General features: G+C 43.4%; 14 protein-coding genes. 13 read left to right on the top strand and 1 reads right to left on the bottom strand.

What is annotated here, in order from left to right; genetic code table 11:
- Positions 1-135: 135 nt before the first annotated feature.
- The 6 genes from FTV42_RS06230 to FTV42_RS06205 all read left to right on the top strand — a co-directional run bounded on the left by FTV42_RS06230 (position 136) and on the right by FTV42_RS06205 (position 6,778).
- Positions 136-804: an HAD-IA family hydrolase gene (locus FTV42_RS06230; RefSeq protein WP_180038024.1), complete on the top strand. Its 669-nt coding sequence runs from the start codon at positions 136-138 to the stop codon at positions 802-804.
- 408 nt (positions 805-1,212) lie between these two features.
- Positions 1,213-2,010, top strand: coding sequence for a 2-keto-4-pentenoate hydratase (locus FTV42_RS06225; RefSeq protein WP_180038022.1), 798 nt, complete (start codon positions 1,213-1,215; stop codon positions 2,008-2,010).
- 22 nt (positions 2,011-2,032) lie between these two features.
- The gene (locus FTV42_RS06220) at positions 2,033-2,929 is read left to right on the top strand and encodes an acetaldehyde dehydrogenase (acetylating) (RefSeq protein ID WP_180038020.1); all 897 of its coding nucleotides are present in this window, start codon (positions 2,033-2,035) and stop codon (positions 2,927-2,929) included.
- A 12-nt stretch (positions 2,930-2,941) separates the two neighbouring features.
- Positions 2,942-3,961, top strand: a complete 1,020-nt coding sequence (dmpG, locus tag FTV42_RS06215; RefSeq protein ID WP_180038018.1) for a 4-hydroxy-2-oxovalerate aldolase — start codon at positions 2,942-2,944, stop codon at positions 3,959-3,961.
- 414 nt (positions 3,962-4,375) lie between these two features.
- On the top strand, positions 4,376-5,638 hold the full coding sequence (locus tag FTV42_RS06210; protein ID WP_180038016.1) for an OprD family outer membrane porin: 1,263 nt from the start codon (positions 4,376-4,378) through the stop codon (positions 5,636-5,638).
- A 279-nt stretch (positions 5,639-5,917) separates the two neighbouring features.
- Positions 5,918-6,778: an alpha/beta fold hydrolase gene (locus FTV42_RS06205; RefSeq protein WP_180038014.1), complete on the top strand. Its 861-nt coding sequence runs from the start codon at positions 5,918-5,920 to the stop codon at positions 6,776-6,778.
- Between the two features lie 382 nt (positions 6,779-7,160).
- Here FTV42_RS06205 and hcaR read toward each other — a convergent pair whose 3' ends face one another.
- Positions 7,161-8,069 carry a DNA-binding transcriptional regulator HcaR gene (gene hcaR / locus FTV42_RS06200; RefSeq protein WP_180038012.1) on the bottom strand — a complete coding sequence of 303 codons (909 nt, stop codon included), beginning with the start codon at positions 8,067-8,069 and terminating at the stop codon, positions 7,161-7,163.
- A 281-nt stretch (positions 8,070-8,350) separates the two neighbouring features.
- Here hcaR and hcaE point away from each other — a divergent pair, with 281 nt between their 5' ends.
- The 7 genes from hcaE (at position 8,351) to FTV42_RS06165 (ending at position 14,761) form a co-directional block, all read left to right on the top strand.
- A complete protein-coding gene (hcaE, locus tag FTV42_RS06195) occupies positions 8,351-9,718 on the top strand; it encodes a 3-phenylpropionate/cinnamic acid dioxygenase subunit alpha (protein ID WP_004278520.1) in 1,368 nt (455 codons plus the stop codon).
- Positions 9,715-10,233, top strand: coding sequence for a 3-phenylpropionate/cinnamic acid dioxygenase subunit beta (gene hcaF, locus FTV42_RS06190; protein WP_004647365.1), 519 nt, complete (start codon positions 9,715-9,717; stop codon positions 10,231-10,233). The genes hcaE and hcaF overlap by 4 nt, the downstream gene beginning before the upstream one ends.
- Positions 10,233-10,559, top strand: a complete 327-nt coding sequence (hcaC, locus tag FTV42_RS06185) for a 3-phenylpropionate/cinnamic acid dioxygenase ferredoxin subunit (protein ID WP_004278517.1) — start codon at positions 10,233-10,235, stop codon at positions 10,557-10,559. The genes hcaF and hcaC overlap by 1 nt, the downstream gene beginning before the upstream one ends.
- A gap of 2 nt (positions 10,560-10,561) precedes the next feature.
- Positions 10,562-11,377 (top strand): 3-phenylpropionate-dihydrodiol/cinnamic acid-dihydrodiol dehydrogenase, encoded by an 816-nt coding sequence (gene hcaB / locus FTV42_RS06180; RefSeq protein WP_121980303.1) that lies wholly within the window; start codon positions 10,562-10,564, stop codon positions 11,375-11,377.
- Positions 11,378-11,490: 113 nt separating this feature from the next.
- Entirely contained in the window at positions 11,491-12,456 is a 966-nt protein-coding gene (locus tag FTV42_RS06175; RefSeq protein WP_004729426.1) for a 3-carboxyethylcatechol 2,3-dioxygenase, read from the top strand.
- A gap of 4 nt (positions 12,457-12,460) precedes the next feature.
- Positions 12,461-13,687 (top strand): 3-phenylpropionate/cinnamic acid dioxygenase ferredoxin--NAD(+) reductase subunit, encoded by a 1,227-nt coding sequence (gene hcaD, locus FTV42_RS06170; protein WP_180038010.1) that lies wholly within the window; start codon positions 12,461-12,463, stop codon positions 13,685-13,687.
- A 168-nt stretch (positions 13,688-13,855) separates the two neighbouring features.
- On the top strand, positions 13,856-14,761 hold the full coding sequence (locus tag FTV42_RS06165) for a DMT family transporter (protein ID WP_004729430.1): 906 nt from the start codon (positions 13,856-13,858) through the stop codon (positions 14,759-14,761).
- The last annotated feature ends 126 nt before the right edge of the window (positions 14,762-14,887 follow it).

Raw genomic sequence — 14,887 nt, 5'->3', positions numbered from 1 at the left:
TTATGAATTAATTTAACCTCTCCCTAACCCTCTCCTAGAAGGAGAGGGGATATTACAAAAGCTTATTCATGTTTTGAAATTGCATGCGAGAAGTAGCGAATCTTCTTCCACTGAATCAAATACTAGGAACCTTATATGAATTCACCTGTAAAACTGGTCATTTTTGATTGGGATGGCACTTTATTTGATTCAGTGGGTCAGATCGTGTCGAGCCTGCAGTTTGCTGCGCAGCAGTTTCAGCAACCGCTGACTGATGCAGATGCGAAAAGCATTATTGGCCTAGGTTTACCAGAAGTGGCACAGAGACTTTTCCCAAGCGTGCCAGAATTACATGCCGATATTCTGCAGGCTTATTCAGAACATTATGTCGCGAATTCTGTTGAAGATGCTTGGTTTGAGGGTGTGTCTGAGATGCTTTATGCCTTAAAAGACGAAGGCATCAAACTAGCAGTGGCGACAGGTAAAAGTCGTAAAGGTTTAGATCGAGTATTAAAGCAAACCAAGAGTATGGATCTATTTCATGCGACTCGTGCTGCAAGCGAAACCCGCTCTAAACCTGATCCTTTAATGCTAGCTGAAATTCTGGCTGAAACTGGTGTCAATGCGCATGAAGCGATTATGGTTGGTGATACGTCTTATGACCTGGAAATGGCGATGAACATTGCCATGCCAGGTGTGGGTGTGGCTTATGGCGTGCATACACCGGAAACCTTGGCGCAGTTTAATCCACTCTCAATTGTGAATGATGTCAGCAGCTTGCATGACTTTTTATTGGCTAAAGTCCAATGGAAGGAAGCGATTTAATCTAGTATCTTAGTCATTATTCAAGATCCAGCATTTTCTGAAACGGAAGATGCGGATCAATGCTGTAGATTTGAACAACTGGTCTTATCTTTTAGTCTAAAGTTGTGATTACAGTGGTTTTGTTCTGTCATGATTGTTGAGTTATTTAGTTGGATATAACTTAATTCATAATTATAAGATTATGTTTTTAATTGATTTTTATAAATTTAATTTATAGATAATAGCTATTGCAAAAAATAAAATAACTATTGGCATTCACGTCGTATTTTTCCCATCCTAAAACTGTTTATTCATATGCCCGTACTAGGCGCAATTGTTTATTGGAATGATCGAAATGATCAGGTCAAAACATTTTGCCTGTCTTAGTTCTCGGCATAAGCCTCATTTTTGCAGTTTAAGGAAACATTGATGTCGAATTCTGCTGTTGTTGAATCAGTTGCACAAGCATTACGTACTGCTGAACTCTCAAAAACTGCGATCGCACCGATTCGCCCGGAACTTGGTGGTGAAAGTGCTGACGTAGATATTGCCTATGCGGTTCAGGAAGTAAATACCGAGCGTGCTTTGGCGGGAGGTCGCCGTCTGGTGGGTCGTAAAATTGGTTTGACGTCTAAAGTCGTTCAAGCGCAACTGGGTGTAGATCAGCCGGATTTCGGTATGTTATTTGCCGACATGGCTTATGGCGATGGTGAAGCAATTCCAGCCGGTCTTCTGATTCAGCCAAAAGTTGAAGCAGAAATCGCATTGGTGATTAACCAGGATTTAACCAAAGAAAAACACACGTATGCAGACATCATTAGTGCAACTGACTATGCACTTCCTGCTGTAGAAGTGGTCGATAGCCGCATCGAAAACTGGAAAATCAGCCTGATTGATACCGTAGCTGATAACGCATCTTCTGCTGCATTCGTTCTGGGCTCTAAGCCTGTCAAACTGGAAAACCTTGATCTTGTGAACTGCAAGATGGTCATGACGCGTGGTGATGAAGTGGTTTCTCAAGGTGTGGGTAAAGCATGTCTGGCGAACCCATTAAACGCTGCTGTATGGCTAGCTGACGAAATGGTACGCCGTGGCCGTCCATTATTAAAAGGCGACATTATTTTAACTGGTGCTTTAGGTCCAATGGTCGTGGCTCAGCCGGGCGATGAATTCAAAGTTGAAATTGAAGGCTTTGGTTCAGTAACAGCTGCTTTTGCTGCTGAATAAGGGAATACAAGAGAGTACATTCATGAAAAAGATTAAATGTGCATTGATCGGTCCAGGTAATATTGGTACTGATTTGCTTTATAAACTGCAACGCAGCGAATGGTTAGAACCAGTATGGATGGTGGGGATTGACCCAACTTCTGAAGGTCTAGCACGTGCAGCAAAAATGGGTTTAAAAACCACTGCTGAAGGCGTAGACGGTTTGCTGCCTCACGTAGTTGAAGATGACATCAAAATCGCCTTCGATGCAACTTCTGCTTATGTACATGCTGAAAACAGCCGTAAGCTGAACGAGCTTGGCGTGTTAATGATTGACTTAACACCAGCTGCAATTGGTCCTTACTGCGTACCACCTGTCAACCTTGAAGCATTGCTTGAACAAGGTGAAGTGCCAAACGTCAATATGGTAACTTGTGGCGGTCAGGCAACGATTCCTATGGTTGCAGCGATTTCTCGCGTTCAGCCTGTGAACTATGGCGAAATCATTGCGACTGTATCTACTAAATCAGTTGGTCCTGGTACACGTAAAAACATCGACGAATTCACGCGTACTACTGCTGGTGCAATTGAGAAAGTCGGTGGTGCGAAACAAGGTAAAGCGATCATCATCATTAACCCGGCTGAGCCACCACTGATGATGCGTGATACTGTTCACTGTCTAGTAGAAGGTGAGCCAGATCAGGCAGCGATCACTGAATCTGTACATGCGATGATCCTCGAGGTTCAAAAATACGTACCAGGTTACAAACTGGTGAATGGTCCAGTATTTGATGGCAACCGCGTATCGATCTTCCTTGAAGTTGAAGGTCTGGGTGACTTCCTGCCGAAATATGCAGGTAACCTCGACATTATGACTGCAGCAGCTGCACGTACCGCAGAAATGTTCGCAGAACACGTGTTCAACACCGCTGAAGCTTAAAGGAATACCAAAATGTCTAAGATTATTGTTCATGATATGACTTTGCGTGATGGTATGCACCCGCAGCGCCATCAAACGACTGTTGAGCAAATGATTGCAATTTCAACAGCACTTGATGATGCCGGCGTACCTTTAATTGAAGTAACACACGGTGACGGCCTTGGCGGTAACTCTGTGAACTACGGTTTCGCAGCTGCAACTGATGAAGAATACCTGAAAGCGGTGATTCCAAACCTGAAACAAGCGAAAGTATCTGCACTTTTACTTCCTGGTATCGGTACGGTTGATCACCTGAAAATGGCACATGATGTAGGTGTAGCAACTATTCGTGTAGCGACTCACTCTACTGAAGCAGACGTTTCTGAACAGCACATTACTGCTGCTCGTAAACTGGGTATGGACACTGTGGGCTTCCTGATGATGGCTCACATGGCAACACCTGAAAAATTACTTGAAGAAGCACAAAAAATGGTGTCATACGGTGCTAACTGTATCTATGTTACTGACTCTGCTGGTTATATGCTTCCGCAAGACGTGACTGACCGTGTAGGTATCTTACGTGCTAACTTGGGTTCAGACATCGAAATCGGTTTCCATGGTCACCACAACTTAGGTATGGGCGTAGCTAACTCTGTTTCTGCTGTACAAGCGGGTGCAACACGTGTTGACTTGGCATCTGCCGGTCTGGGTGCTGGTGCAGGTAATACGCCACTTGAACTGTTTGTTGCGGTTGCCAATCGTATGCAAATGGAAACTGGTGTTGACCTGTTTAAAGTACAAGACGTTGCAGAAGATCTGATCATTCCAATGATGACTCATCAGATCCGTGCGGACCGTGATGCTGCAACTTTAGGTTATGCGGGTGTTTACTCTTCATTCCTGCTGTTCGCTAAACGTGCTGAAGCAAAATATGGCGTATCTGCTCGTGAAATTCTGCTTGAGCTTGGTCGTCGTGGCACCGTTGGTGGTCAGGAAGACATGATTGAAGATTTGGCATTGACTATGTCTAAAGCGAAAGAGCTTCAAGCTTAATAGTTAAAAGCTAAATTTTAAAAAAGCGTCCGAAAGGGCGCTTTTTTATCTATTTGAATAAAATGAATAAGATATTAAAACGATGGAATAAGATATTTTAATTATTATTCTTTGCTTTAAGAAAATAATCACATATATTTCCTTAAACATAAAAACGATAAATAAAAAGTTATTTTTAAATTATAAAAAAATAATGGCTGTTTATATAAGAGAAAACATGGATTTATATTGATTATCTGGTTAATTTTTTATTTTAGTTAATTGTTTATAAATATAAGTCTTTTTCAAATTTCAGCATACTTATTCTATCTATATAGATTAATAGAAAAATTTTAATACTGTAGTCGGATTTTTAAAAAAACTAGAGTTGAGCATGATAGCGGCATAGCTTAATTTGATTACTAGGAATAAGCCATGCGTCGTCAAAACTTATGGATAGCAATGCTTGCTGCAACAGCAAGTTTAGGAACAACTGCAGCGAATGCAGATTTTATTGACGATAGTAATGTCCAGCTTAAATTTAAAAACTTTTATCTAGATCGTCAGTATCAAGATGACTATTCATCACGTAACTGGGGTTCTTGGTCACAAGGGGTGACTCTGGATGCCAAGTCCGGTTATCACGATATCGGTGGTGGTGTGCAGGTTGGTGCTGATGTACTGGTGCAACATGCAGTCAAACTCAATGGCCGTGATAAAAATCCGGACTGGGTTTTACCGCACGATGGCAAAGAGTCAAAAGACCATTTCGGTAAAGTCGGCGCGACCTTAAAAGCCAAAGTGTCACAAACTGAACTGAAAGTCGGTGAGTTATTGCCGGTATCTCCAGTCTTGGTATTCGATCCATCCCGTCAGTTATTGACGACTTATAGTGGTGCCTGGTTAGAGTCTAAAGACCTTAAAGATACTAAACTGACTCTGGCTTATATTGATGGCATTAATAACCGTTATGACAACCAGTTCCGTGATTTAACTAAATTTGCTCCACCAAGTTTCTATGATACGGGTGCTGAAGCTGATGGCATGTGGATTGCGGGTGTAGATCACCAACTCACTAAAGAAGTAGGTGCGAGCTACTGGTATGCCGATGTTCAAGACATTTATCAACAGCATTATCTGGGTGTCAATTACAAAACTGCGCTCGGTGAAAAAACCAAATTAGATAGCCACATCCGTTACTTCGATAACTCGGAATCAGGTGACAAGCTGTATGGTGAAATTGATAACCAGGCTGTGTCTGTCGCTGCAAAAGTAAATCATGGTGCACATAGCGTAGGTGTGGGTTACCAGCAAATGTTTGGTGATAGCGCATTCCCGACATTGGGTGGTTGGGTGCCACAGCCTTATCTGGCGAACTGGGGGGTAGCGACTTTTACCGCGCCAGAAGAAAAGTCATGGAGTGTTTCTTATGGCTATGATTTCTCTGAAATGGGTGCAAAAGGCTTAAATGCAACAGCCGTATATTTCAAAGGTTATGATCAGAAAGGTACTGGGGCGTATCAAGGTCAGAACTTCAATACGGATGAAGTGAATGCCATCGTGAACTACACTGTGCCAGAAGGTAAATTAAAAGGTTTGGGTGTACAGGCGATGTATATTGATGTGAATTTTGCCAATCCAGCAAAACCAGACCTGCAAGAATACCGTGTCGCCACCACTTATACGCATAAATTCTAATACTCGTATATTTTAAAAGCAGTCAGTCTTCTGGCTGCTTTTTGGTTTAAGAATGCAGTTAAAGCCTTAGTTTATGTAGGGTTTAATTTATAAATTAATAAATAAAACAAACACTTAAGTTATATCTATTTTGTAGGGTGCAATCGTAATTTTGTATCAGTTTGCTGCAGCTGAGCGGTTAATATAAGGGTGTACACAAGTCATTTTAATGAGTCAACTTGACGTCGAATTCTTGAAAATAGAGGGACACGCAAGCGAAAGACTGTAAGAGGAAGCAATATGAGCACTGTTCAAATCCCTGACTATCAAACAGATCCATTCTTTGGCTTAGAAGACAAATGGATTGAAACCGCTGAAGGCGAGTTGACCCATTACCACGAAATTGGTGAAGGTACGCCTATTCTATTTTTACACGGTTCAGGTACAGGTGTATCGGCCGCGGCAAATTGGTGGTTAAATCTGCCACAAATTGGTGAGCAGGCACGTTGTATCGCGATTGATACCATTGGTTATGGCCAGACTGTGGTTGCGCCGGGTACTGAATATGGTATCCGTGCCTGGGTAGATCATGCGATCCGTACGCTAGACGCTTTGGGTATTGAAAAAACCTGGTTGGTGGGTAACTCTCTGGGTGGCTGGTTAGCATTCCAGATGGCATTGGATTATCCAGATCGTATTTTGGGTATCGTGTCTATGGGTACGGGCGGTGCGAAACAGACTGCTGCACTCAAAGCTCACGCAAACCCAGTTCTTACAGAAGAAGGGATCAAGAAAACCCTTTCTATGTTTGTTGTAAACAAAGACCTGATTACTGATGAACTGATAAAAGTACGTTTTGCTTCTGCTGCAAATGACTATGCATCAAATCGTTTAATGGATGTGGTTGGCGCACGTGACCGTGACCGTTTCGAATTCCCATTAGATTTCGAAAAAATGAAAGACATTACTGTGCCTGTATTGTTGATTCATGGTACGCAAGACGTGGTGATTCCGGTTTCTCGTACTTGGGACATCCTGAACATCGTGCCAAATGCTGATGCACATATCTTCAGCCAATGCGGTCACTGGTCTCAAGTTGAAAAAGCAGACGAATTCAACACTGTGATCAAAAACTACCTGGCTGTACACGGCGTAAAATAAGCTCAATGTAGTTTTAAAAAAGGATGGCTTCGGTCATCCTTTTTTATATCGGAAATATTTAAGGCAGGGTGCTTAAGTGAGTTTGATTCTCATTTATTTGGATAAATCTAAAAATCTAATAATTTTTATAGGTTTGAGCTATTTAAACTGAGAAAAATCCGAATGAAACTTTATTAGACTTAAGTGGTAAATGCAGCACATTTAGAGCTAAAAATACACAATTTTGGTCGAGGTCAAGTGACAAATTTAAATGCTAGAAATAGATCCTTTATCAAAAAATTAAATTAAAATTGAATTCTTAAGCATAAAATAATAAAACAAAAAAAAGCACATGCCTGTCAAAAGTTGAATGGCATAGGCTTAATGAGAGGAAGAAATGGGATTAATTTTGTTCACTACGGTTAATATCCAGATAGAACACACGGGTCAAAAGTTCAAGAAATTTGCTGACGGCATAGGATTTGTTGTTTTTATGGTAGCTGACATACAGGTCTAAATAGGGCAACTCTACGTCTAGCGGACGAATCACGGTATTGTCCATGGTCAGTGGTGCAATATATCCAGGCAAAATGGTACAGCCCAAGCCCATTCCGATCGAGTTGATATTAAATAAAATATTATCGGCCTTTTGCACAATATTGAATTCAATACCGTGGGCTTTGGCAAAGTCCAGAATTGCCTGGTTCAGGGTCAATGACTGCTCTGCTGATGGAATAATAAAATCAATACCATTCAATGCTTTAAAAGGAATTCTTTCGTATTTTGCTAAGGAGTGATCTTTAGGCAGGAGAAAAATCAGCGGTTCACGAATCACGAACTGGCTTTCAATTTCATCACTATTGAAATTATGACGGGTAAATGTCAGATCCAGATCGCCTTTTTTTAACAAACGCATCTGCTCATTGTTGTTCAGGCTGAGCAGTTCAATTTTTAAATCCGGGTTCTGTACACGTAGATTTGGCAAGATATAGGGGAAGATTTTCATCTCGGCCACCGGTACAAAACCGATACGGAGCATTTGCTGTTTGGCCTGTGACACCTGACGTGCCATGGCAACGGCTTTATCTGCCTGTGCAAGGGTGAGACGAGCCTGTTCCAGGAATACGGCGCCTTCTTCGGTCAGCTCTACTTTACGTTTGGTCCGGTTGAGTAGCTTTACCCCGATATCTTCTTCCAGGTCTTTGATTTGCTGGCTAAGTGAGGGTTGAGCCGTATAAAGTTTAAGTGCTGCCTTACTAAAATTGAGCTCTTCAGCAACGGTGATAAAGTAGCGAAGGTGTCGTAATTCCATGTCATCAACCCAAAGAGTAATCCAAAAAATGTCTTACTATAATTTCCTCAAAGTATAATCTATAAACAACTATGTCGTGAAGATTATTTTCCCATTCATAAACTAAATGCTCTGGCGGAATTAATAGATGTTTTAATATAAAAATTCACGTGCTTAATAATTGTTTTAAGCTCTTAATTGAAACAAAAAAAATATTTCCCGAAAAACGCTGTCAAATCCATCATCGTTGAAAAGTTGAGTCTATTACTTTGTGCCAAAGATAGGTCACAGGAGAGCTTTTCATGAGTGGAAAAATTGATGTGCGCGAAATCGATGCTTTAGTCGATGCACAAAATGGACGTATTACGCCATCTATTTATACAGATCCTGACATTTACGAATTAGAACTCGAACGTGTTTTCGGTCGTACTTGGTTATTCCTTTGCCATGAAAGCCAAATTCCTAAGGCTGGTGATTTCTTCAACACCTATATGGGTGAAGATCCAATCATTGTGGCACGTCAAAAAGATGGCTCAATCAAAGCATTTTTAAACCAGTGCCGTCACCGTTCTATGCGTGTAAGCTTCGCTGACTGTGGTAATACCCGCGCATTTACTTGCCCGTACCACGGCTGGTCATACGGCATTGACGGTTCTTTAAAAGATATCCCGCTTGAAGATCGTGCTTACCCACATGGTGCATGTAAAGAGCAATGGGGTCTGGTTGAAGTGAATCGTGTGAAGTCTTACAAAGGCTTGGTATTCGCTTGTTGGGATGAAACCACGCCTGATCTAGAAGAATACATGGGCGATATCGCTTGGTACTTAGATGGCGTTGTTGACCGTCGTCCAGGTGGTACAGAAATCATCGGTGGTGTACACAAGTGGGAAATCGAGTGTAACTGGAAATTTGCAGCGGAACAGTTTGCATCTGACCAATACCACGCCTTGTTCTCTCACGCTTCTGCGATCCAAGTATTGGGCGCGAAACCAGACGACGAATCTTCTAAAAAATTAGGTGCTGCGCAAACTGCTCGTCCAGTTTGGGAAACTGCCAAAGACGCGATCCAGTACGGTTCACGTGGTCACGGTTCAGGCTTCTTCTTCACAGAGAAACCAGATGCAAACGTGTGGGTTGACGGTGAAGTTGCCAACTACTTCCGTGAAACTTATGACGAAGTTAAAGAGCGCCTAGGCGAGACTCGTGCACTGCGTCTTGCAGGTCACAACACCATGTTCCCAACTTTGTCTTGGTTGAACGGTACTGCAACACTTCGCGTATGGCACCCACGTGGTCCAAACAAAACTGAAGTGTGGGCATTCTGTATCGCGGATGCTGAAGCATCTCAAGAAGTGAAAGAAGCATTTGAGCGTTCTGCAACGCGTGCCTTTGGTCCAGCCGGTTTCCTAGAGCAAGATGATTCTGAAAACTGGATCGAGATCCAAAAAGTTTTACGTGGTTATAAAGCGCGTCAAAACAAACTCATTATGGAAATGGGTAAAGGCAACGAAAAAGTACGTGAAGATGGTATACCGGGTATCACCAACTACATTTTCTCTGAAACTGCAGCACGTGGTATGTACCGCCGCTGGGCAGATTTATTGATCCATGAAAAATGGGAAGACGTAGAAAAAGCAGCTGACGAATATGAGAAGGAGCTTATGAAATGAGTCAAATCAGCTTAGAACTTCATCACCAAATTAGTCAGTTCCTGTATCGCGAAGCAAAATTGCTTGACGATTGGAAATTCCGCGAATGGTTAGACACGTTAGCTGAAGATATTTCTTACACGTTACGTACCACACCAAACGCACAAACCCGTGACCGTCGTCGTTCAGTTGAACCACCTACAACTTGGGTGTTCAACGATTCGAAAGATCTTTTAGAACGTCGTGTAGCTCGTCTGGAAACCGGTATGGCTTGGGCTGAAGAGCCTCCATCACGTACCACCCACATGGTGAGCAACGTGATCGTAGAGCCAACTGAAGTTGAAGGCGAATACGACGTGTACGTAACCTATTTGCTATATCGTACGCAAAAAGAGAAAGACATTGTCATTTACTGCGGTAAACGTCATGACAAGATCCGTAAAGTTGAAGGCGGCCTCGGCTTCCAGATCTTCAACCGTAAGATCACGCTTGATCAAGCGACATATAGCTCACATAACCTGAGTGTATTCTTCTAATGAATAAGATTTTTGTTTGCCAAGTTGACGAATTAGACGAAGGCGAAGCGTTAAAAGTAGATTGTGGCGTAAACGGTATCGAAGCGCTGGCTGTATTTAACAATGGCGGTGAATTCTTCGCTATGAACGATAAATGCAGTCATGGTAATGCTTCTATGTCTGAAGGTTATCTGGAAGATGACGGTACTGTGGAATGTCCATTGCATTCAGCACGTTTCTGTTTAAAAACAGGTGAAGCATTGTGTTTACCTGCAACTGATCCAATCAAAACATTCCCAGTGATTGTTGAAGATGGTCAATTGTTTGTAGAGATGGCAGGAGAGTAAGCATGGGTTGGCTACAAGGCGAAGTTGCACTTATTACTGGTGGTGGTTCAGGCTTAGGCTGGGCTTTGGTCGAGCGTTTTATTGAGGAAGGTGCACAAGTTGCGGTTCTTCAACGTTCAAAAGCTAAAGTAGATGCATTAAATGAACACTTCGGTGGAAAAGTTCTTGCGATCGAAGGTGATGTAGCCAGCTATGCAGATAACGTTCGTGCAGTTCAAGCAACTGTGGAACGTTTCGGTAAACTCGATTGTTTCGTTGGTAATGCCGGTATCTGGGATCACTATGCCGATATCGTCAATACCTCTGGTGAGCAGCTGGAGAAAGCCTTTGACGAGATTATGGGGATTAATACCAAATCTCTGATCCTTGGTGCGAAGGCTGCACTGGATGCATTGATCGCTTCTGAAGGTTCTATCATATTTACTTTGTCTAATTCGGCACTGTACTCCGCTGGCGGAGGCCCTGTATATACTGCATCTAAGCATGCAGGGGTGGGCATTATGAAAGAACTGGCTTATGAGCTTGCGCCTAAAGTACGAGTGAACGCTGTTGCACCGTCAGGTATGAATGTGAATATCAAAGGCGCGGCATCGCTGGATCAGGAAAATGTGGGCCTGCTCGATGCGCGTGATCCTGAGAAAATTGCACGTGGCATGCCACTGAATTTCTTGCCTGAACCGGAAGATATGACAGGTTCATACGTGCTCTTGGCATCTCGTCAAAATAACCGTCCTCTGACTGGTGTTCTGATCAATGCAGAATGCGGTTTGGGTATTCGTGGCCTACGTCAGCCACGTGCAGGTTTCTTTGACGAATAAAAATCTGCTTTTAAAAATCTCCCCTTACCCCTCTTTATAAAAGAGGGGGAAAATCTCCCTCCTTTTTAAAGGAGGGTTGGGGAGGATTTAAGTCTTCCTTTTTGGAGTCTCTCATGGCCGTTAAACTTATTTGTGCATCGCACAGTCCTTTAATGGAATTTGCTTCACCTCAAGATCAATCAAAAGAGCAAAAAGTTCGTGCTGCTTTTGAAAAACTCTCTGCTGAAGTAAAAGCTTACGACCCAACCCTGATCATCACTTTTGGTCCAGATCATTTTAATGGTTTCTTCTATGACCTGATGCCAAGTTTCTGTGTCGGTATTCGTGCCAAAGCCGCGGGTGACTGGGATTATGGTAAAGACAATGACCATATTGATGTACCTGAAGACAAGGCATTAGATCTGGTTCGACGTGTACTGGATGAAGGCGTGGATGTTGCCTACTCATACCGTATGCAGGCCGACCATGGTGTGACTCAGCCCTTACATTTCCTGTGTGAAGGCAAACTTGACCGTTATCCAACGATTCCAATTTTTATTAATGGCGCTGCAGCACCGATGCCAACCACCAAACGTACTATTGCTTTGGGCCATGCTGTGGGTCAATACATCAAGTCTTTAAACCTTGAAAACGAGCGTGTGCTTGTTTTGGGTGCCGGTGGTCTGTCACATGATCCACCTACACCACAAATGGGTGCAGTACCACCAGAAGTAGAAGAGTTCCTGATTGCAGGTCGTTATCCAACGCCTGAAGCACGTCATGCACGTCAATCCAAGATTATTGCAGTGGGTCAAAAGCTGGCAGCAGGAGATACGTCAGTTGCCGTGCCTTTGAATGCTGAATGGGATATTGCCCTGCTAGAAACCTTCAAGCATGCTGATTTTGCAACATTAGAAGCGATGACTGAAGCTGAAATCCGCCATGATGGTGGTCGTGGTGGTCAGGAAGTCCGTTCTTGGATGGCTGCCTTCGCTGCCTTAAGCGAAATGGGTGAGTATGAAATGACCACACATTGCTATGAAGACATCAGCGAATGGATTGCCGGCTTCGGTATCGTATCTGCAGAGTTAAAAGGTTAAGAAAATGAGCAACGTAAACAACATCGTGATCGTGGGCGCTGGCCAGGCAGGTGCGAGCGCAATTTTAGAACTTCGTGGCAACAAGTATGAAGGCAAAATCACTTTAATTGGTGATGAAAGCCATCTTCCTTATGAGCGTCCACCGTTGTCTAAAGATGTGATTCTAAAACCTGAAGACACCAAGATCGAAATCCTGTCAGAACAGAAACTGGCAGATTTAGGCGTGGAAGCGATTCGCGGCAATGGCGTGGCGAAAATCAATGCCGAAGCGAAAACGGTTGAACTCCTGAACGGTGATGTTGTTGCTTACGACAAACTCTTGCTTGCAACAGGTGGTGCAGCGCGTCGTTTACCAAACTTCGATGCTTTGGGCAAACACGTCTATACCCTGCGTAACCTGGAAGATTCACAGGCACTGGTGCCTGTGCTTCAAGCCGGTCGCCGTATCATCCTGATTGGTGGTGGCGTGATTGGTCTTGAGCTGGCATCTTCAGCACGTTACAAAGACTGTCAGGTGACTGTGATCGAAATGGGTCCAATGGTCATGGGCCGTTGTTCACCACAAATCCTGAGCGAATTCCTGCTGGAACAGCATCGTCAAAACCAGGTCGATGTGCGTCTTGAAACCAAGATTGCAGATTGCCGTTTAGATGGTGAAGAAGTCGTGGTAACGCTGGAAGGCGGTGAAGAGCTTCGTGCTGATGCTGTAGTTTACGGAATCGGGATCGTGCCAAATGCACAGCTTGCAGTAGATGCAGGTCTGGACGTTGATGTTGCGATTAAAGTCAATGAACATTGCCAAACCTCGAATGCTGACATTTATGCAGCAGGCGATGTTGCGACTCAGTTGCGTGACTGTGGCAATCACCGCCGCGTGGAAACCTGGGAAAATGCCAACCTTCAGGCAGGTATCTTTGCGCGTCACGTGATGGGGGTGGAACATCCGAAAGCCAATCCGGCCTGGTTCTGGACGGATCAGCTGAATATCAATTTCCAGTTTGTCGGCGATATGGCCGCAGCTGAATGGCATATCCGTGGTGAAATGGATGCAGCCAAAGGTGCAGACAATTCATTCGTGATGTATGGTGTGACTGATGGTCAGATCGTTGGCGGGATTACCGTGAATGCAGCCAAAGAAATGCGTCATTTGAAAAAAATGATCAGCAAAAGTACGGCGTTTGATGTTGAAAAACATTTGGATATCGCGCAAGACTTACGCAAAATTGCTTAAGTTGTATTGAGATATTTTTGGACAGACCTATGTTTTGCATAGGTCTGTTTTTTATGCACGAAACTTGATGAATTTATCAAAAATTAAAACTTCATCTCAGCATGAATTCGCTATACGCTATTTTTGAAGTTGCTGATCCAGAACTTCTTGGCCTCGTTTAGGAGACTTATGAGTTCTTCATCTTCATTGCCGGTCACAGCAAGTATTTACGCTTTATTGGTGCTGATCTGGGCGGCAACGCCACTGGCGATTGTCTGGAGCGTGGCCGAGATTCACCCGATGTGGGTGCTGATCATTCGCTATTTTGGTGCCTCGGTTATTGCACTGTTCCTGCTGAAGATCATGCACGATCCGCTGCCTTTTGACCGCACTTCAATGAAAAGTTATCTGGCAGGCAGTTTGAATTTAATTGGCGCGCAGCTGTTTATTTATCTGGCGGCCAATTATCTGACCTCAGGTTTGATGGCGCTAATTTTTGGTTTTTCACCGCTGATCGCCGGTTTAATCGGACATATGATTTTAAAAACCCATAAATTGATCTGGCTGCAATGGCTCGGCATGGCAGTGGCCGTCGCTGGTTTGTGTTTTGTTTTCGCCGACTCGGCAGATAGCAAGATTAATCCTTGGGGTGTGGTACTGATGCTGATCAGTATGGTGTCTTATATCAGCTCAATCTTCTGGGTTAAACAGATTAGTGCACCCTTGAGTCCGATGTCGCAAGCGACGGGGTCATTGCTGGTCTCCGCGGCTGGTTCAGTCATTTTAGTGCCGTTTATCTGGCAACATATGCCGACTCAGTTGCCTAGCACACAGGCAATGATCGGTTTTGTATTTACCATGATCATGTCTTCGATTGTGGCAATGCTGTGTTATTTCTGGCTGATTCGCCGTCTAAATGCTTCGACCGTTTCATTGAGTAATGTGATGACGCCGGTGATCGCTCTGGTATTGGGAGCAACCTTAAATCATGAAATTATCAGCAGTCATGCTTTTGCGGGAATTGCTGTGGTGATGTTCGGGATCATCATGTATTTCTGGAAAGAGTGGCGCGAGCAGTATTTTTCCAAGCATTAAAACTGTAAAAACCAAAAGGGCGAAAGCCCTTTTATTATTTTAGTGGAGAGTAAAGTGATTCAACAACGTGAGAGATCACGACTAAGCAACAATTTGTAAAACAACTTTCAAAAATAAATGATTAAG

This window comes from Acinetobacter sp. YH16052 (assembly GCF_013417155.1).
GTDB lineage: Bacteria > Pseudomonadota > Gammaproteobacteria > Pseudomonadales > Moraxellaceae > Acinetobacter.
Note: the sequence above shows the minus strand (reverse complement) of the source record. Positions and strands in the feature narration are given on the sequence as shown.